This window comes from Micromonospora sp. NPDC048839 (assembly GCF_040649915.1).
Taxonomy (GTDB): domain Bacteria; phylum Actinomycetota; class Actinomycetes; order Mycobacteriales; family Micromonosporaceae; genus Micromonospora.
The window spans coordinates 179435-198362 of the sequence record NZ_JBEZGL010000012.1 but is presented as its reverse complement, the minus strand read 5'-3'; the positions used below and the strand labels follow the sequence as shown (position 1 = coordinate 198362).

13 protein-coding genes and 1 pseudogene are annotated in these 18928 nt (G+C 72.0%); 8 read left to right on the top strand and 6 right to left on the bottom strand.

What is annotated here, in order from left to right; translation table 11 throughout:
• Nucleotide 1 precedes the first annotated feature (1 nt).
• Entirely contained in the window at nucleotides 2-946 is a 945-nt protein-coding gene (locus tag AB0C25_RS23230; protein WP_357376338.1) for an NAD-dependent epimerase/dehydratase family protein, read from the bottom strand.
• A 209-nt stretch (nucleotides 947-1155) separates the two neighbouring features.
• Here AB0C25_RS23230 and AB0C25_RS23225 point away from each other — a divergent pair, with 209 nt between their 5' ends.
• A complete protein-coding gene (locus tag AB0C25_RS23225; RefSeq protein ID WP_357376336.1) occupies nucleotides 1156-2391 on the top strand; it encodes a glycosyltransferase family 4 protein in 1236 nt (411 codons plus the stop codon).
• Here the strand turns inward: AB0C25_RS23225 and AB0C25_RS23220 are convergent.
• Both AB0C25_RS23220 and AB0C25_RS23215 read right to left on the bottom strand, forming a co-directional pair.
• On the bottom strand, nucleotides 2307-3629 hold the full coding sequence (locus AB0C25_RS23220) for a glycosyltransferase (RefSeq protein WP_357376334.1): 1323 nt from the start codon (nucleotides 3627-3629) through the stop codon (nucleotides 2307-2309). The genes AB0C25_RS23225 and AB0C25_RS23220 overlap by 85 nt on opposite strands.
• Nucleotides 3626-4708 (bottom strand): glycosyltransferase, encoded by a 1083-nt coding sequence (locus AB0C25_RS23215; protein ID WP_357376332.1) that lies wholly within the window; start codon nucleotides 4706-4708, stop codon nucleotides 3626-3628. Before AB0C25_RS23215 ends, AB0C25_RS23220 begins: the two co-directional genes overlap by 4 nt.
• Before the next feature lie 57 nt (nucleotides 4709-4765).
• On the opposite strand from AB0C25_RS23215, the pseudogene AB0C25_RS23210 reads away from it, so the two are divergent.
• Nucleotides 4766-6013, top strand: a pseudogene (locus AB0C25_RS23210) (glycosyltransferase); the annotation flags it as partial.
• 20 nt (nucleotides 6014-6033) lie between these two features.
• Here the strand turns inward: AB0C25_RS23210 and AB0C25_RS23205 are convergent.
• Entirely contained in the window at nucleotides 6034-6732 is a 699-nt protein-coding gene (locus tag AB0C25_RS23205) for an acyltransferase (protein ID WP_357376329.1), read from the bottom strand.
• Nucleotides 6733-6893: 161 nt separating this feature from the next.
• On the opposite strand from AB0C25_RS23205, the gene AB0C25_RS23200 reads away from it, so the two are divergent.
• The 6 genes from AB0C25_RS23200 (at nucleotide 6894) to AB0C25_RS23175 (ending at nucleotide 15613) form a co-directional block, all read left to right on the top strand.
• Nucleotides 6894-7976 (top strand): hypothetical protein, encoded by a 1083-nt coding sequence (locus AB0C25_RS23200; protein WP_357376327.1) that lies wholly within the window; start codon nucleotides 6894-6896, stop codon nucleotides 7974-7976.
• A gap of 336 nt (nucleotides 7977-8312) precedes the next feature.
• A complete protein-coding gene (locus AB0C25_RS23195) occupies nucleotides 8313-9461 on the top strand; it encodes an aminotransferase class I/II-fold pyridoxal phosphate-dependent enzyme (protein WP_357376325.1) in 1149 nt (382 codons plus the stop codon).
• A 148-nt stretch (nucleotides 9462-9609) separates the two neighbouring features.
• Nucleotides 9610-11484 (top strand): polysaccharide biosynthesis protein, encoded by a 1875-nt coding sequence (locus AB0C25_RS23190; protein WP_357376322.1) that lies wholly within the window; start codon nucleotides 9610-9612, stop codon nucleotides 11482-11484.
• A gap of 137 nt (nucleotides 11485-11621) precedes the next feature.
• Nucleotides 11622-13040, top strand: coding sequence for an oligosaccharide flippase family protein (locus tag AB0C25_RS23185; RefSeq protein WP_357376320.1), 1419 nt, complete (start codon nucleotides 11622-11624; stop codon nucleotides 13038-13040).
• The gene (locus AB0C25_RS23180; RefSeq protein WP_357376318.1) at nucleotides 13037-14407 is read left to right on the top strand and encodes a glycosyl transferase family 1; all 1371 of its coding nucleotides are present in this window, start codon (nucleotides 13037-13039) and stop codon (nucleotides 14405-14407) included. The genes AB0C25_RS23185 and AB0C25_RS23180 overlap by 4 nt, the downstream gene beginning before the upstream one ends.
• Before the next feature lie 12 nt (nucleotides 14408-14419).
• Entirely contained in the window at nucleotides 14420-15613 is a 1194-nt protein-coding gene (locus AB0C25_RS23175; RefSeq protein ID WP_357376316.1) for a glycosyltransferase, read from the top strand.
• 42 nt (nucleotides 15614-15655) lie between these two features.
• Here AB0C25_RS23175 and AB0C25_RS23170 read toward each other — a convergent pair whose 3' ends face one another.
• Together AB0C25_RS23170 and AB0C25_RS23165 are read right to left on the bottom strand one after the other, a co-directional pair.
• Nucleotides 15656-17113 carry a hypothetical protein gene (locus AB0C25_RS23170; RefSeq protein WP_357376313.1) on the bottom strand — a complete coding sequence of 486 codons (1458 nt, stop codon included), beginning with the start codon at nucleotides 17111-17113 and terminating at the stop codon, nucleotides 15656-15658.
• 247 nt (nucleotides 17114-17360) lie between these two features.
• On the bottom strand, nucleotides 17361-18704 hold the full coding sequence (locus tag AB0C25_RS23165) for an O-antigen ligase family protein (RefSeq protein ID WP_357376311.1): 1344 nt from the start codon (nucleotides 18702-18704) through the stop codon (nucleotides 17361-17363).
• Nucleotides 18705-18928 lie beyond the last annotated feature (224 nt).

The following is an 18928-nucleotide window of genomic DNA, read 5'->3' as shown; positions in this document are numbered from 1 at the left end:
CCTACTGACTCGCGAGCACGTGACCCGCCATCCAGGACACCGTGCGCTCCAGGCCGGTGCGCAGCGGCACCGGCCGCACCCCGGGGAACAGCTCCCCCAGCCGGGTGCTGTCGGCCTGCGAGTCCCGTACGTCGCCCGGGCGCGGCGCCTCGTGCACGACCGGCAGCGGCCGGCCCATGATGTCCTCCAGCTCGGCGATCAGATCGAGCAGGGAGACTCGCGCGCCGAAGGCCAGGTTCACCACGTCGGTGGTGGACACCCGACGGACGACGGCGTCGACGATCACCGAGGTGACACTGCCGACGAACGTGAAGTCGCGGGCCTGCCGACCGTCGCCGTGCACGCGCAGCGGCTCGCCGGCGAGCGCGGCGGTGACGAAGCGGGGCAGCACCGCGGCGTACGCGTGGTGCGCCGCCTGCCGGGGACCGTAGACGTTGAAGAAGCGGAACGGCAGCACACCCAGGTCGTAGCAGGCGGCGTAGGCGACCGCGTACGCCTCGGCGGCCAACTTGGAGACCGCGTACGGGGACACCGGGATCGGGCGCAGCTCCTCCTGGCGGGGCAGCACCGGGTTGGCGCCGTAGACCGACGACGAGGACGCGAGGATCACCTGTTGGACGTGGTGCCGGCGAGCCGCCTCCAGCACCATCAACGTCCCGGTGGCGTTGGCGTGGTGGCTGGGCAGCGGCCGGTCGATCGAGCGCGGCACGGAGCCGAGAGCGGCCAGGTGCACCACCGTGGCCGCCCCGGCGAACGCCTCGTCCAGCAGGTCCGGGTCGAGCACCGAGCCCCGGTGCAGCCGGACGGGCTGGTCGTGCAGGTTGTCCAGCAGGCCGGTGGAGAGGTCGTCGACCACCACGACGTCGGTCACCTGGGGTGCCTCGTCGAGCGCCCGTACCAGGTTGGCGCCGATGAACCCGGCGCCGCCGGTCACGACTACCTTCAACGCGTCTCCCCGTTCGGCTCGGCCTCGGGCGGCGGGCGCTGGGTGCCCGCTCGGTGGGGCCGTGGCAGCGCCGCTGGGGCCACTAGTGTGACAACGAGCGCTGTTGGCGCAAGTCACGCGAAGCGGACACCGACCTGCGTGTCCTTCATTCCCCTCCGTCAGTTGTCTGCCCAGGTGGACGAGTTGACGTCGACGGGAGTGCCGGGCACATGCGAATCGGACTGATCAGTCAGTGGTACCCCCCGGAGAGCGCCTTCGTGCCGGGTCAACTGGCCACGGAGTTGGCCCGACGCGGCCACGAGGTGCGGGTGCTGACCACCTTCCCGAGCCTGCCGCTCGGGCGGACCTACCCGGGTTGGCGGCAGCGCTGGAACCACCGGGCCGCCGATCGCGGGGTGACCGTTCGACGGGTGCCCGCGTACCCGAGTCACGACCGATCCGGGCTGCGCCGGGCGGCGAGCTATCTCTCCTTCGCCGCCACCAGCACCCTGGCGGCCCCCCGCCACCTGCACGGCGTCGACGCGCTCTACGTCTACCATCCGCCACCCACCGCGTACGCCGCCGCCGGTCTGCTGCGGTTGCTGCGTGGCGTCCCGGCGGTGCTGCACGTGCAGGACCTGTGGCCGGAGTCGGTGACCGCGTCCGGGATGGCCCCACCGGGGCTGGCCGGGCGGGCCATGGACCGGGTGCTGACCGGCATGATGCGCCGCATCTACCGCGCCTGCGCCGGCATCGCGGTGATCGCGCCCGCCATGGCGGAACAGGTGATCGAGCGGGGTGTCGACCCCGGCGCGGTGCGCACCGTCTTCAACTGGACCGACGAGGCGCTGTTCCGGCCGGTGGCCGGCACGGATTCGGCCCGAGCGACGATCGGGCACCGGGGGCGGGTGACGGTGATGTTCGCCGGCAACCTGGGTGTGTTGCAGGGCGTCGACGTTGCCATCCGCGCGGCCGCGGCGGCACCGGACGCGGTGGACCTGGTCTTCGTCGGCACCGGGCTGGGCGCGGAACAGGCCCGGCGACTCGCCGACGAGTTGGACGCGGACAACGTGCGGTTCGTCGGTCGCCGTCCGGCCGCCGAGATGGCCGAGCTGTACGCCGCCGCCGACTACCAGTTGGTCATGCTGCGCGACCTGCCCTGGCTGCGCGGGACGGTGCCCTCGAAGTTGCAGGCCGCGCTGGCCTGCGGCGCTCCGGTGCTGATGTCGGCCGACGGCGACGCCGCCGCGCTGGTCAGCGCGGGCGGGGCGGGTCTGGTCTGCCCGCCGGACGACTGGCGGGCGTTGGCCGACCAGTTCGCGGCCGCGGCCCGGGTGCCGGCCGAGGAGCGGATCGCGATGGGCCGGCGGGGTCGCCAGCTCTACCTGGACCGGATGTCGTTGCGGGTCGGCGTCGACCAGATCGAGGACCTGCTCAGCAAGGCGGCGGCGCGCGGCCGGGGCTGAGTGGCACGCCCGTCGGGCAGCCCGGCCAGGCCGGCGAGGAAGTCGCGCACGCGGCGACCCTGTGCGACCGGGTTACGCGTCTCCCGCACGAAGCGGGCCCCGCCGGTGCCCAGCGCTCGGGCCTCGTCCGCCGGCAGCGCCAACACCCGTGCGACGGCTGTCCGCAGCCCGTCGGCGGTGTCCGGCTCGGCGAAGGACAGCCACGGCGCGTACTCCCCGGGAATGCCGGGCAGTCGGGTGCTCACCACCGGCACCCCGGCGGCGAGGTACTCGATGATCTTCGACGGGAACGACCAGCGGACGAACTCCTGGTCCACCGGACGCGGGTTCACCAGCACGGCCGCCCGGGCCAGCCGGGGCAGCAACTCCGGCCGGGGCAGCAACTCCGGAGGCACGATGCGCCGATCCACGGCGGCCTGGTCGCGCAGCCAACCCGCCAGCTCTCCCCGGCCGTACACGCACAGCCGCAGGTCGTCCCCGGGCAGACCGCGGAACGCCTCGACCAGCCGGTCGACGCCGTAGGCACGGCTCAGGCCCCCCGCGTACACGATGTCCCTGGTCGCACCGGGCGGCACCGCCCGGGCGCCCTCGCGCAGCTCCGGCGCACCAGCGGAACAGATGCCCTCCAGCACCAGCCGGGGCCGGCCGGGCGCGAAGTCCTCGGCGAGCGCCGTGGTCAGCGCGATCACCCCCGAGCAGCGGGCGAGGGCGGCCCGGACCAGCGCGACGTCGAGCCCGCGCAGCAACCGGACCAGCCGACCGTCGCCGGGCAGGGCGACACCCGGCGGGTCGGTGAGCACCGGCACCACGTGGACGCCCCGGCGGCGGGCCCGCAGCACACCGAACCAGAGGAACGGCGAGTGCACGCCGTGCACCAGCAGGACGTCGGCGTCCCGCTCGCGCAGCGCCCGACCGCCGGTACGCCAGGCGGCCACGAACCGGGTGAGGTGCTTGAGGCCGAGCAGGTTGACGAACGCCAGCAGCTGCCCGTCCACGTCGTCCTGCCGGAACCGACCCGCCCGGAAGCGGACCTGACCGTTGCCCGGCCAGGTGGACACCGGCGCGGCGGAGAGCAGGTGCACCGGACAGTCGGCGGCCCGCAGGCTCCGCACCAGGCCCCAGGCGAAGGTGTGCGTCTGGGTGGGCATGGTGGTGTCCCGGGCGATGATCTCGGCGAGCAGGTCGTCCGGCACGGTGAAGCCCAGCAGGGTGACCCGGGGGGCGCGTCGCTGCGTCACCGTCCCTCCCCGAGGATCTGCTGATAGACCCGATCGAGGCGACCGAGCATGACGTCGAGGCCGTAGTCCTCGGCCACCACCTTGCGACCCAACTCCCCCACGTGGCGCCGCTCGGCGGCGTCGTCCAGCAGCGGCGTCAGTGCCGCGGCCAGGGCATCCGGGTCACCGGCCGGCACCAGCCGGCCACCGCCGGAGCGCAGCACCTCGACGTTGCCGCCCACCGCCGAGGCGACCACCGGCAGTCCGTACGCCATCGCTTCGAGCAGCGCGTTGGAGAGGTTCTCGTGCAGGGTCGGGAAGACGAAGAGGTCCGCCGCAGCGAGCAGGTCCGGTACGTCGAGACGGTTGCCGAGCAGGCGCACCTCGACCTGGCCGGCGTCGGCCAGCGCCGCCGCGATGCCGTCGCGGTCCGGCCCGTCGCCGGCGACCAGCAGCACCCGGCGGGTGGCCGACGGTGGCAGCCGGCGCACCGCGTCGGCGAGGACGCCGTACCCCTTCTCCCAGGTCAGCCGGGACACCGCGATCATCGCGACATCGTCGGGGCGCAGGCCCAGCTCGGCGCGGACCCGGTCCCGGGCGGCGTGTGGACGGGTCGGCAGCGGTACCCCGTTGGGGATCACCCCGACGAACTTCGCGCCCAGGTCGGACAGGAAGTCCCGGCCGGCGGCGTACGCGCAGACGGTGCCGACGTGGGTGGCCAGCCGCAGCGTCAGGGGCTCGGCCCCGTGCACGAGCAGCCGTCGCCGCCAGGGGCGACCCGGCTGACGCAGGTCCCGTACGGTGCCGTGCACGGTGACCAGGACCCGTGGGCAGCCGGCGAGGCGGGCGGCGAGCACTCCGTGGAAGCCCTCGTTCTGCAATCCCCGCACGTGCACCAGGTCCGGGCGGACCCGTCGCAGCAGCCGCACCCACTCCCGCAGCAGTGGCAGGTTCAGGCTGCCGTTGCCGGCGTGCTGGTGCATCCGGACGAACTCGTACCGGTCGGCCAGGGGCGAGGCGAGCACCCGCCGCACGGCGGTCAGCGGGCCGTTGGCACCGGGGGCGCCAGCCGAGTGCTGCACCACCACCGGTCGGCTCACGACGGCGCTCCGGCCGACGCCAAGCGGTGCCGGACGTCGCGCACGGCTGCACGCTGCATGTCTCCTCATTTCGACGGCCCACCTAGACTAAGCAGTCATAATGGCACAAATCACTTGAACCTCCTGAGGGGGTGGAGCGTGGGCGAGCCCACCACCAGCACGGATCTGATCCCCGCCCTGCGGCCCACCGCGACGCCGTCGGTGCTGGCGCTGGCCGCGTACCGGTTTCCGCACGGCGACGCGATGTCCAACCGACTCCTGCAACTGGTCCGGTCCGCCACCCCGCCGGGGGGTGTGGCCCTGGTGGTCAACGACTGGCCCGACGACGGGTCGCGCCCACCCTCCCCCGTGGACCTGCCACCCGACGTACGCCTGATCACACTGCCCCGTCGCCGCGGGGGCGGTGGGGCGCTCGGCCGCTGGTCGCACCGGCGACTCCGCCCGCTGCGGGTGCTGGCCGCGCTGCGCCGCGCGGGCGTCCGTCCGGGTGACCTGGCCGGCGTGCACCTGCCGCTCGGGCTGTGGGACCTGGCGACCTGGGCGGTGCTGCGAGTGGCGGTGCGGTGCCCGGTGACAGTGGACGTGCTGGAGCAGCACGACCGGGCCCAGTTCCCCCACGGCTGGCGGACGCCGTACTTCCTCCGGCACCGCTGGGCGTCCTTCTGGGCCGGACGACTCGCCGACCAGGTCATCGTCATCTCCGAACTGCTGGAAAGGCACTTCGTACGCCAGGGCCGGCCGACCCTTGTGGTGCCGCCCCAGGTGGACCGCGCCGACTACGCCGACCCCGCACCACCCGCACTCGGCGACGGGCTCCGGCTGCTCTACGCCGGGTCGGCAGGTGCGAAGGACCAGTTGGCCGTGGTCCTGGAGGGCATCCGTCTCCTCCCGCCCGCCGATCGGGCCCGGGTGCACCTGGTGATCGCCGGGATCACCCGGGAGCGGGTGGGCCAGCTCTCCGACCTGGACGAGGCCGGGCTGGCCGACCTCGACGACCAGGTGAGTTTCCTGGGCCGGGTCTCCCGCGACCGGGTGTTCGCCGAGCTGCGCCGGGCGCACTTCTCCGTGCTGGTCCGCCCGCCGCTCGGATACGCCGAGGCGGGCTTCCCCTCCAAGGTGCCGGAGAGTCTCGCCGCCGGGTGCCCGGTGCTGCTCAACCTGACAAGTGATCTCCGGCGGTACCTCGTGGACGGCCGCGAGGGCATCGTCCTCGACGGCGCGGCGCCGGAGGACGTCCGGCTCGGGATCGAGCGCGCGCTGCGGCTCGACGACCCGGCCTGGCGGGCGATGAGTCGCGCCGCCCGCGAGCGGTCCCACTGCTTCGACTATCGCGCCTGGAGGCCGGTGGTCAGCGACTTCGTCACGGGGGTCGGACGCGGCTCGGGCACCGGCAGCTCGGCGAGACCGGCCAACTCGGCGGCGGTCAGCCGCCGCGCGGCCGGATAGAGCTGCCGCTCGTGGTCCCGGATGGTCTCCACCGGCCACCGCAGGCGGATCACCCGGGCCGGGTTGCCGGCGGCCACCGCGTACGGCGGCACCGACCGGGTGACCACCGCGCCGGCCCCGATCACCGCGCCCCGGCCGATCGTCACCCCGTGCAGGATCACCGCCCGGGTGCCCACCCACACGTCGTCGCCGATGGTCACACCCCGGTCGTGGGTGTCGTCGCCAGCCTCCTTGTCGACCGCGATCATCGGTACGCCGACCTGGTCGATGCGGTGGTTGCCACCCCGGATCGTCACCTCGGGGCCGAACATCACGTTGTCACCGATGCGGATCCGACTCCGGGCCGCCATCAGGATCGGTCGGTGCCCGAGATCAACGTTGTGGCCGACCTCGATCGACCCGCAGGTGTACACACCGTCCGGGTCGAACGTGAAGTTGTCTCCCCGGGCGGCGAACCGGTCGGCGAGGGCAAGGCCCCGGACCGCCCGTCGGACCCGTGCCCCCGCGCGCAGGAGACGGTCGAGCGCCCCGATCACCGGGCCGAGCAGCTTTCCAGGTTGGTCGAGGCGGACGCGCATCAGACTCCCGTCCCGACGCCGGCCCGATCGGGCACCACGCGCATGTCGCCTCCCGCATCTCCGCCAGTCGTCCAGGTCGATCCAGGGGCCGATGGTAGCCTCGCCAAACTCCATAATAGGTGCATATCCCTCGAAGTCTCCGTCCGTGCAGAGAGTCCGAGATGACCAGAGTCCTGATCCTGAGCGACTACCGCGGCACGTTCTACTCCACCGCCCGTACCCAACACGGGCTGTGCACGATGGACCTCGACCGGATCACCGGGCAGCTCACCCGCGCCGGCCTCGAACCGGAGGTCATCGGCTTCGCCGACCTGGACCTGAGCGACGATCTGCGCGGGGTCCCGGTGCTCTACACCTCCTCGGAGGATCGCGGGCTGCACTACAAGAGCTGGATCGAGGACCTGGTGCTGGCGTTGGAGACCGCCGGCGCCCGGGTCATTCCGGGCTACCGCTACCTGCGCGCGCACCACAACAAGGTGATGATGGAGGCGCTGCGCGCCCAACTCTTCCCGCGCGACGCCCAACGGCTGGGCACCCGCACCTTCGGCACGTACGAGGAACTCGCCGACGCGGCGCTGGACGGGCCGTGGCCGAAGGTGCTCAAGTCCGCCTACGGCGCCGGTTCCCAGTTCGTGGCCCGCGCGGCCAACCGACAGGAACTGTTGCGCACCGCCCGCACTCTCAGCCGCACCCACGACCACGCGGAGACCGTCCGCGAGCATGGCCGGCGACTGCTCCGCCGAGACCACCACCCGCGCTCGACGCACCGACAGAAGTTCCTGGTGCAGGCGTTGATTCCGGGGCTGAGCGGTGACTTCAAGGTGCTCCGGATGGGTGAGCGCTACTACACCCTCTACCGGCGTAACCGCCCCGGTGACTTCCGGGCCAGTGGCAGCGGCGACTTCGACTTCCAGGACCTGGCGGGCGTCGACCGTGGCGCGCTGCTCAGCTACGCGGAGCAGGTCGCCGACATCCTCGGCACCCCGCTCGCGTCGCTCGACATCGGCCACGACGGCGACCGCTTCCACCTGATCGAGTTCCAGTGCCTGCACTTCGGCACCGTCACCGCGGAGAGGTCGAGCGGCTACCACGTCCGGGCGGACCAGGCGTGGCAGCACATCGAAGAGGAGTGCGACATCGAGGCGGTGTTCTGCGAGGCGATCCTCGGCCATCTTCGACGCCCCGTGCCGGCACTGCCGGCGCAGCCGGCGCGGTCGGCCACCTCGCGGCCCTCGCCGTACTGACGTCGAGCGCGCCCCGCCGGCGACCTGAGCAGCGGCACGATCCCCCCGCCGAAGGGTCCGCCCCTCCCCCGCCCGACCGGCCAGTTTTCCCCTCGCCCGACCGGCCGTTGCGACGCTCACCGCTCGTGCGGTGGATCACCGGACCGCAGAAGGCTGCCAAGCCGGCCGTGTCCGTCTGCGAGTTTCGGGGTTGATCGGGGGAATGCTGGCCGACTGTCGCCTATCAGCGTGGTCATCCGGTTTCTACCCGGTCAGGACGCGTACCGAGCGTTACCCCGACGCCGCTGGAGGTGGGATCGTGCCGATGCCTGATGGTCTCGTGATCGACGGTGCCCGATGAGCGGCACCGTGTACCTGTCGCCCCCCGACATCGGGCCACTCGAGGAGTCGTACCTGGTCGCCGCCCTGCGTTCGGGCTGGGTCGCCCCGGTCGGCCCGGACCTGCAGGCGTTCGAGCAGGACGTCGCCGCGCGGGTCGGCGCCGCCGGCGCCGTGGCCGTCAACTCCGGGACGGCGGCTCTGCACCTCGCCCTGCTCGGTGTCGGTGTCGGCCCCGGCGACGTGGTCATCGTGCCCACGCTCACCTTCGTCGCCACCGCCAACGCGGCCCGCTACATCGGGGCGCGGCCGGTCTTCGTCGACTGCGACCCCCGGACCGGAAACGTGGACGTCGCCCTCGTCGACGAGGCGCTGCGACGGCTGCGGTCGCGCGGTGAGCGGGTCGGCGCGGTCGTTCCCGTCGACATGTTCGGCAGCTGCGCCGACTACCGGGCCCTGATCCCGGTCTGCGCCGACGCCGACGTCCCGGTGGTGGAGGACGCCGCGGAGGCCCTGGGCGCCCGCCACCGGGGGCAGGCCGCCGGCTCCTTCGGACGCGTCGGCGTGCTCTCCTTCAACGGCAACAAGATCATGACCACCTCCGGCGGCGGGATGCTGGTGTCCGACGACGCCGCGCTGCTCACCCGGGCCCGCCACCTCGCCAGCCAGGCGCGCGAACCGGCGCGGCACTACGAGCACCGCGAGACGGGGTACAACTACCGGCTCAGCAACCTGCTCGCGGCGCTCGGTCGAGCCCAGTTGCTTCGGCTGGACGCGATGATCGCCCGCCGCCGGCACCTGCGCGACCACTACGCCAAGCTCTTCGCCCCGGTGCCGGGCGTCGGCCTGCTCGGGGCGGAGGACGGCGAGTCCAACTGTTGGCTCACCGTCATCACCGTCGATCCGGAGCGGTGCGGCTGGCGGGCCGACGACCTGGCGGCCCACCTGGCCGAGCGGGACATCGAGACCCGGCCGGTGTGGAAGCCCATGCACCTGCAGCCCATGCACGACGGCGCGGAGAGCCTGCTCACCGGCGCGGCGGAGCGACTGTTCACCGATGGGCTCACGCTGCCCAGCGGAAGCGCCCTCACCGAGCCGCAGATCGCCCGGGTGTCCGTCGCGATCGAGGAGTTCCTGAGCCTCCGGACGGGAGCCCGCCCGGTCTGACGACCGGACGGCGCGGGAGAGACGCCGGTGCGCTATTCACCCGAAACCACGCAAAAACACGAGACTGCCTGTAACAAGGACAAAGGGCGTTTAGTCCCTTCCGCCGTACGTGGCGGTTGAGGTCGGAGACGGGTCAGGGAGCCAGCACATGTCGCAGGAGACTGAGCACACGGAACACGCGGACCGCTCGACACGGCGGGCCCGGGCCCGCCGCCGCACCGCGGGCTTCCTCGCCACCGACACCACCGCCTGGGTCAGCGGCTTCGCCGCGGCCGTGTGGACCCGGTTCGAGTTCGACCTCCCCGCTGGCCAACTGGGCCGGGCCGCGGCGATCGGCCTGCTCGCGGCAGGCGCGCACGTGGCCGTGGCGGCGGTACGCCGGCTCTACTCCGGACGACATCCGCTGGGCAGCCTGCAGGAGGTCCAGGGTGTCGCCGGCACCGCCATCCTGACGGCGACCATCGTGCTGCTCGGCCTGCTGTCGTCAGGTGAACGGCCGGTACCGGCGAGCACCCCGTTGGTCGGCGGCGCACTCGCCCTGCTCCTGATGCTCGGCGCCCGGTTCGCGTACCGGCACCGGCGCGACCTCTCCATGCGTCCCGACGTCCGGTCGTCGACACCTGTGCTGCTGTTCGGGATGGGCAACGCCGGCCAGGAGTTGCTGCGGGCGATGCTCGGCGACCCGCGCGGCCGGTACCTGCCGGTGGGCGCCCTCGACGACGATCCCGACAAGCGTGACCTGCGCATCCGGCGGGTGCGGGTGCTCGGCGGGCGGCGCGACATCGACGCCGTGATCCGCCGTACCGGCGCGAAGGCGGTCATCTTCTCGGTGGCCAACGCCGACGCGGCGCTGATCCGCCAGATCCGCGAGGCCACGCTCACCGCGGGGGCGGTGTTCAAGGTGCTGCCCCCCGTGCGGGACCTGGTCGACCACCGGATCACCGTCACCGACGTCCGGGACGTGCAGATCAGCGACCTGCTCGGCCGCCACCAGGTGATCGGTGACCTGCCGCTCAAGACGAACAGCCTGACCGGGCGGCGGGTCCTGGTCACCGGTGCCGGCGGTTCGATCGGCTCGGAGCTCTGCCGCCAGGTGATGAAGGCCGATCCGGGTGAGCTGATGATGCTGGACCGGGACGAGTCGGCCCTGCACGGCCTGCAGATGTCGCTCTCCGGCCGCGCCATGCTGGACAGCCCGGAACTGATCCTCGCCGACCTGCGCGACGACGAGGGCCTCCGCCGGATCATCCGGGAACGCCGTCCGGAGGTCATCCTGCACGCGGCGGCGCTCAAGCACCTGACCCTGTTGCAGCGGTACCCCGGCGAGGCGGTCAAGACGAACGTCTGGGGCACCCTGTCGGTGCTGGACGCCTGCCAGGACGTGGCCAAATTCGTCAACATCTCCACCGACAAGGCGGCCGACCCGATCAGTGTGCTCGGGTACTCCAAGCGGATCACCGAGCGACTGACCGCGCACGCCGCGTCCCGATTTCCGGGGACCTTCCTCAGCGTCCGGTTCGGCAACGTGCTCAGCAGTCGCGGCTCGGTGGTGACGGCCTTCCAGCGCCAGATCGAGGACGCCCGGCCGCTGACCGTCACCCACCCGGACGTCACCCGCTACCTGATGACCGTCCAGGAGGCGGTGCACCTGGTGCTCCAGGCCGCCGAGATCGGCCGGGACGGGGAGGCGCTGGTGCTGGACATGGGTGAGCCCGTCCGCATCGCCGACCTGGCCCGGCAGATGGCCGAGCAGGCGTCCAGCAGGGTGCCGATCGTCTACACCGGCCTTCGTCCCGGCGAGAAGCTGCACGAGGACCTGTTCGGCACCGGCGAGGTGGACACCCGACCGTTCCACCCGCTGGTGTCCCACGTGGCCGTGCCGGCGCTCGACCCGATGGAGGTGAGCGGGCTGGACCCGTACGACGACGCGGCGAAGCTCACCGAGCACCTGGCGATGCTCTGCGGCCAGCCGATCGACCCGACGGTGGGCGGTCCGGTGGGCGTACCCCTGCAGTCCCGGTGACCGCCGCGGCGGACGGAGGCCGAAGCCGCACCCAAATCCCCGCACCGCCAGTTATGACCGTAGGGAACCCCAGCGCGAGGCCGCGACGCGGCAGCCGCGTCCCTCCGGCGTTCGCCGCAAAGCGATAGGACCGACAGATGCGGACCCGGGACGGCAGGTCTCAGCGGTACGAGCCGCTGCACGCCGCATCGCCCAGGTCGCGGCGGACCGTCCAGACGTTGGAGCCACCCGCTGCGGTCGACGCCGCTCCCCCCGGCCCGAGTCGCGCTCGTCGACTGCTGTCCTGGATCGCCACCGCGGCGCTGAGCCGGGCGGTCAGCGCTCTCGTACCACTCGTCCTCCTCCCCGTGACCCTGTCCTACCTGGGCACCGACCTGTACGGGCTCTGGGCCGCGGTGCTCGCCGTCACCGGGATGGTCGCCTTCGCGGACCTGGGTGTCGGCCTCGGGCTCATGACGAGGCTCGCGCCGTGTCGGGTGGACGGCGACTCGGACACGGCCCGGCGGTACGTCTCCAGCGCCTACGCGGCGGTGTGCGGGGTGGCGCTCCCCACGTGTGGCCTGCTCTGGCTGCTCGGTGGGTTCGTCCCCTGGCCGCTGCTCTTCAACGCGACCGGGACGGCGGCGCGGGACGCCCACCTCGTCGCCCTGGTGTGCCTGACCGCGTTCCTGCTCAACATTCCGCTGTCGCTTGTCGCCCGCGTCCAGTACGCGTATCAGCAGGTGGCGGCCAGCAATGTCTGGCAGGCGACGGCGAGCGCGCTCTCGTTACCCCTGGCGCTCGGCGCGGTGTACGCGAAACTGCCCCCGATCGCGGTGATCGCCAGCATCGCCGTCGCCCCGTTGCTCGTCAACATCGCCAACACGGTCTGGACGTTCGGCTGGCGACTGCCGCACCTGGCGCCCCGACCGAGATTCGTCGACGGTCGGGGGGTCCGGGAGCTGTTCGGCCTGGGCGGCATGTTCTTCCTGGTCACCCTGATCATGGTCCTGGCGGACAATGCCGACCCATTGATCATCGCGCACCTGCTGGGCCTCGCCAGCGTCACCGCGTACGCGGTGCCGGCCAGATTGTTCAACCAGCTCGGCGCGCTCGTGACACTCGTCAACCAACCACTGTGGCCGATGCACGGTGAGGCCCTGGCGCGCGGCGACCTCGACTGGATTCGCCGCACCGTACGCCGGATGACGATCGTCTCGACACTTATCGCCCTCCTACCGTCGACCATCCTGGTGCTGTTCGGCGAGCAGATCCTCGCCGCCTGGCTTCCCATTTCGATAGGTGACCGGTCACTGCTGCTGGGCCTCGCCTGCTGGTGGATCGTGCTGGCCGCGATCTCACCACGGTTCATGGTGCAGAACGCGGCGGGAGTCGTCCGCCCCCAGTTGTGCGGCTATCTGCTGTACCTACCGCTGTCCATTGTCGGAAAACTGCTCGGAGTGCACTGGTGGGGAGTGGCCGCGGCACCGTACGCCGCCGTTGTCATCTACACCGTGACTGTTGTCCCGGCGGCCGTCTTCGGCTACCGGCGGGCGCTGAGAATACGGACCACATGAGAGAGGTGGAGGCACCGATGGTGTTCGACGAGGAATATCCACGGGTACTGGTGGTGAGCCACACGCCCTTCAGCCGCGTCAGCGGCACCGCCCTGACCCTGTCGAACCTCTTCTCCGGCTGGCCCAGGGACCGCCTCGCCCAGGTGCACACCGGAAACATCACGCCGACCACGGACGTGTGCGAGAACTTCTTCCACTTTCCGCCACGCGACCACTACCTGCCGATCCAGTACTACGCCATGCGGATGTCGGGCTGGAACGGTCGCACGCCGCTGCAACAGAGCCGGCCGATCGCCGCCGTGCACGCCGCGGCGGAGAACCGGCCCGCCCTGGCCAAGATCTACGCGCAACTGCGCGCGACCGCCGATCTCAGCCCGATCCGGGTACCCCCGGCGCTGATCGAGTGGATGCGTGGCTTCCGGCCGGACGTCGTCTACTCGATGCTCGGCAGTGTGCGGCTGACGAGGATCACGGCGCTCGCGGCGCGTACCTGCGGCGTCCCGGTCGTGCCGCACTTCACCGACGACTGGCCGGCGACCCTGTACGACAACGGTGAGCTCTTCGGCCGGGCCGACCGGTCCGTCCAGGAGACGGTCGCGCGACTCATCCGCCGGGTGCCGCTCGGCATGGTCATCAGTGCGCCGATGGCCCAGGAGTACGCCCGGCGGTACGGCGTCCCGTTCAGCCCGTTCGCGAACTGCGTCGACGAGACCTTCTTCGCCGCGCCCCGGGGCACGGCTGAACAGCGGGGGACGACGGAGCTGGTCTACGTCGGCGCCCTGCACCTCAACCGCTGGGAGTCGCTGCGCGACATCGGCGCCGCACTGGACGACCTGGCCGCGGCCGGTCTGCCCGTCCGGCTGACCATCCACGCTCCGGAGCAGGACCTCACCCGGTACGCGCCACACTTCGCGTCCCTGGCGCGGGTACGGCTGGGGCCGTCGCTGACCAGCGACGAGGTGCCCGCCGCGCTGCACGGCGCGGACGTGCTCGTCCATATCGAGTCCTTCGACGAGGAGATCCGCCGCTACACCCGCTACTCGGTCTCGACGAAGATCCCCCAGTACCTCGCCTCGGGCCGGCCGATCCTCGGCTACGGGCCGGCCGAGGTGGCGTCGATGCACCACATCCAGGAGGCCGACGCGGGCGTCATCGTCGGCACCGACGACACGGCGGCGCTCGTCCGCGGCCTGACCGACCTCTGCCGGGACGCGGCCCTGCGGGAACGGCTGGCCCGCAACGGGACCGCGTTCGCACGACAGGAGCACGCCAAGGAGAACGTGGCCGCGCGGTTCGCCGCCACGCTGGGCTCGGCGGCACGATCCGGTTCCACCACCGCCGGGGCCGCCGGCCGGCAACTGACCTAGATGGGTGCTGCGATGAGACGTACCGGATGGGTTGCCTGTGTGGGTCCGTTCCTCTTCCCGTGGGGGGAGGCGGGGTCCCGACGGGTCTACGGCCTGGTGGCGTCGCTGGCCGCCGCCGGCTACGACGTGGTGGTCGCCGGCGGCGGACCGGAGCCGCTCACCAGCACGGCGCTGCCCGGCGTCGACGGACCGGGCTCGGTCGCCCACCTCGGTCTCGCGGAGCGGCCGTCGCCGGAGGCGGGGCCGCTCGGCAGTTCGGTGCAGACGCTTGTGCGCTGGGGTCAGCGGACGGTCCGGTGGCTCGACGCCCAGCCGACCAAGCCGTCCCACGTGCTGGTGCACGGCGGTCAGGCGCAGTACATGTTCCACCTCCAGCGCTGGTGTCGCCGGCACCGGGTGCCGCTGATCGTCGACGTCGTCGACTGGTTCAACGGACGCCACGTGCGGGGCGGCTACCTCGGCCCGCTGCACGTCAGCATGAAGCTGGCCCTGCGCCACTACTACCCGCGGTGTGACGGCATCATCGCGATCAGCTCCTACCTGGAAGACCACTACCGCGGCAGCGGTCGACCCGTCCTGCGGGTGCCACCCACTCTCGACGTCAAGGGCCTGACGCTGGAGGCACGGCAGACCGCGGGCGACGCACCTCCGCTCACACTCGCCTACGCGGGAAATCCGCACGGGAACAGGAAGGATCTCCTGGGCACCGTCATCGAGGCGGTGGGCAACGTCCAGCGCGACGGCACGAGTGTCGAGCTGCGCGTCTACGGTCCGACGCTGGACGAGGTGCGCCGCCTCTTCGGCGGTCGGTCGCTGCCGGACGGGGTGCGGTGCCTGGGGCGGCTACCGCAGGTCGAGGTGTCGAACGCCCTGCAGGGAGCGGATTTCACGGTGCTCGTCCGCCGGCCCGAGCGGGCGGCGGACGCGGGCTTCTCGACGAAGTTCTGCGAAAGCCTCGCCAGCGGCACACCGGTGATCGCCAACCTCACCAGTGACATGGGCAGATACCTGCACCCCCACCGGGAGGGCCTGGTCTGCCGGGACCACTCGGTCGCCGAGGTCACCGGGGCGTTCCGTGCGGCGGCGGCGTTGAGTTCCGCGCAGCGCAGCGTGATGCGCCAGGCCGCGCGCAGCCAGGCGCTCGAATCGTTCGACTACCGGGCGTACGCGGAGCCGCTCGGCAGGTTCTTCCGGCGGTGGGGCTGACGGCGCAGGGGTGCCGCTCAGCCCGGCCCGGGGGCGTGGCGGCTACCTGCCGGCAGCCCGTGCGGCGAAGGTCGGACCCGCTGCGGGCGGCCGGTGCTCGCCGAAGATCGACCGAAGCACGTGCAGGGCCAGGAGCGTGGCCATCCCGACGATGGATTCCGGCGCCATCCCGAGCTGGTTGTTCGCCGGCACGTAGAAGACGAGAATGCAGAGCTGCGCGAAGATCAGCGACGGGACCACCCGGCGGGACGACACCGCCGCACGCCACGAGCCGGCGAAGAGCCACCCGACCAACCCCATGAACAGCGCCGCACCAGGGAAGGTGAGGTCCGAGGCGAGCCAGGGATAGATGGTGGCCCAGTACATGCGCGCCGGCCACCCCATCTCGTTCTCCGTCCGGTCGGGGAAGCTCGGATGGTCGGTGAGGTCCACGTCGAGGGTCTGCTCGGCGAAGATCGCCGCGGACGGTGCGCTGCCGAGGCCACGGGACCACTCGAAGGGCACCTGCAGGTTGTAGGACAACCCGAGGTAGCCGTGCGTCGGGTAACCGATCATCGCGGCGATGCCCTCGGCCATCGGTCTACCCACGACCCGTTCCACCGACGGGTTGACGCGCACCACGTCGCCCGTGGTGCCGAACTCGGCCGCCCGCGTCGCGTGATTGTGGATCATGTAGGTGGCCAGGAGCACGAACGCCGCGACGACGAGCAGGAGTGCCCGACGCCGGCGCGAGTAGGTCCGCGGCCGGTGCCGGACCGACGCCCACGCGATCAACATTCCGGCCGCGAGCATGATGACGACGTCGCCGAGGCCCTTCATCGTGCCGATGAAGAGGTAGAACGCGATGTGCGTCGTCGTGGCGGCCACGCCGGCGAGTCGCAGCCAGCCGGGCAGACTGCGCCAGTGCACGACAAGCAGCGGTACGAGGGCCACGCTGAGCACGCCGAGCGGGAAGAGCACGGTCATCCACGGGCTCGTGCTGCCGAACCCCTGCTGATAGACGTCGAACTTGTTGACGTAGCCGGTGGCGGGGGCCTGGATGTTCGCCCACACGCTACTGGGGCCGGTGGCGCCGAACTGGGTCAGCCGCGTCAGGCTCACGACGACGTAGTAGACGGCGCTGGCCAGGACCAGTTGACGCACCAGCCGGACGCGGCCGATGGAGTGTGTCGCGGCGGCCAGCGAGGGCGGACGGCGGGCCATCTGCGCCACGTATCCACCGGCGAACAGCGCCGTCGCCATGAGCACGAAGGCGGAGAGTTGGTAGGGGTTCGTGACATCGCGGGCCAGTCTCGTCAACCAGAACACGGCGAACGTGCCGAGCATCCACGACAGCGCCAGCACCAGCGGCAGCCAGGTGACCGTGCGACCGGCCGGTGCCGCGCGGAGCGCCGCCCCGGTCGGGGATACCCGGTGCTCAGGTCGCGGCGCGGCCAGGAGTTGCAGGTCGCCGACCGGCGAGCGGTGCCGACCACGACTGATTCCGTCGACGGTGGTCACCGAGGACCACTCCCGGCCGGGCGGCCAGCCCCGAACGGTCGCGAGCCGACCCGGCCAGGATTCCGAGGTTGCACTCGCCGACCCTCCACACTGTTGAGCACCCGACGCCCGTACGCGCCGTCGTGCCAGGCCAGGTTTCGGCGGCGCGGACGGTCGCTCCGCGACGTCGCGGTCCAATCGCTGGCTGCCAGAAGTCACTGAACGAGCCAACGATCGGGTAGTCACCGGGTGATGGCCCCCGGCCAGTTCAGAACGGTCGCCCCGGCCAGTTCAGAACGGTCGCCCCGGCCGGGCGTACGGCGGCGCGGACCCCCACCGGAGCCGGCCGGCCTGTCGCTCGCCGCCCGGGGTCGTCCGCCCGGCGACGGCCGGCGACCTGGACCGGCAGCATCGACAGCAGGGCGAGTGCCAGCCACGGCCCCCGCTCGAACTCCCACACTCCGGTAAGCCAGAGCGGAAATCCCCCCACCAGGAAGAGCCCGGCGACCCGCAGCCCGACCGGGCACTGCGCCGCCCGCCGGGCGAGCACCACCCCGAACAGGGCCGCGACGCCCAGCAAGCCCAGCAGACCCAGGTCCACGGCGACGGCGAGCACGGCGTTGTGCGGGCGGATGCCCAACGGATTCCAGAGCTCGAAGGTGCCCGCGCCGCCGCCCACCCAGAGGGCCTCCCACCAGTAGGAGGACGCGTACCGCCACAACTCGACTCGACTCAGCACGTCGCCGGTCGCCGCCGAGCCGATGAGACCGTCGGCCCACGTCAACGCGCTCTGCCCCAGACCGAGCGGCACCGTCACCAGCAGCGTCGGCACCACGGCGACCGCGGCCACCCAGGTCACCCGGGGGTTGAGTTCGCTGAGCAGCGCGTACACCACCACTAGCAGCAGGGCGACCAGGGCACCCTTGGTCCGGTTCAGGAAGATCCCGGACGCCAGCACCGGCAACGCGGTGATCAGAGCGATGGTGACGAGCCGCCGTTGACCGCGGATCTTCAACAGGCCCAGCGCCAGGACGAACGCGGTGACGCTGGAGTAGGCCGTGAAGTTGATGTTCGTGCCCTCGATGCCGAAGCGCACCGCCATGTCCATCGCGCTGGCCTGTCCCCCGGCCCCGCGCGCCTCGATGATCAGGTGCCACGCGGCGATGGCGCATCCGACGATGTAGGAACCCCCGACCGCGAGCAGGTGCGTCGGCGTCGTGGCGACGTGGCGGACCGCGACGAACAGCAGAGCGGCCGAGGTGTACGCGAAGGCCACGCTCCGCGTCTGCGCGACGTCGCTGGACCAGACGACGGTGAGCTGCGCCCAGGCCGCGACCGCGACCGCCAGCGCGTCGGGCAGTCGGGGGCGCGGAAGGCGGCCACTGAGCAGGATCGCCGCGGTGGAGGCCTGCAGGACGGTCAGCCAGGCGTTCGCCGACGACGCCTGGAAGGCCGCGACACACAGCAGCGCGACGGCGAGAGTCGTCATCCTCGTCCGCCGCCCACCCGGTCCGGCCACGGCCACGGCCCGGCCTCCGAGGTGCGATCCGGCACCGGCCGGAGGCGGCATCGGCGTACGGGGTCCGAGCGGCGCCCGGGTTTGCGCTGTCACGACCACTCCTTCTCGTCTCTGTGGCGGCATCCGCGGACCTCGTCACCTGCGGTGTCGTCACTGATGCGGCACCGGCGGCGTTGGACAGACGACAGTCCGACGATCCGCCCCGACCGGCGCGCGCCACCACGACCCGGGCACCAGCGAACAACGTCCTAAATGCCCGATTTAATCTGCGCTTGCAGCTTCCTACACCCGCGGTCCCGGTCGGGACGAAACGACGG

What these genes read in the sequence shown, in the direction of transcription:
- AB0C25_RS23175 (WP_357376316.1), top strand. Translation starts at nt 14,420, where the DNA reads ATGAGACGTACCGGATGGGTTGCCTGTGTGGGTCCGTTCCTCTTCCCG.
- AB0C25_RS23180 (WP_357376318.1), top strand. Translation starts at nt 13,037, where the DNA reads ATGAGAGAGGTGGAGGCACCGATGGTGTTCGACGAGGAATATCCACGG.
- AB0C25_RS23195 (WP_357376325.1), top strand. Translation starts at nt 8,313, where the DNA reads ATGAGCGGCACCGTGTACCTGTCGCCCCCCGACATCGGGCCACTCGAG.
- AB0C25_RS23185 (WP_357376320.1), top strand. Translation starts at nt 11,622, where the DNA reads ATGCGGACCCGGGACGGCAGGTCTCAGCGGTACGAGCCGCTGCACGCC.
- AB0C25_RS23200 (WP_357376327.1), top strand. Translation starts at nt 6,894, where the DNA reads ATGACCAGAGTCCTGATCCTGAGCGACTACCGCGGCACGTTCTACTCC.
- AB0C25_RS23225 (WP_357376336.1), top strand. Translation starts at nt 1,156, where the DNA reads ATGCGAATCGGACTGATCAGTCAGTGGTACCCCCCGGAGAGCGCCTTC.
- AB0C25_RS23205 (WP_357376329.1), bottom strand. Translation starts at nt 6,732, where the DNA reads ATGCGCGTCCGCCTCGACCAACCTGGAAAGCTGCTCGGCCCGGTGATC.
- AB0C25_RS23190 (WP_357376322.1), top strand. Translation starts at nt 9,610, where the DNA reads ATGTCGCAGGAGACTGAGCACACGGAACACGCGGACCGCTCGACACGG.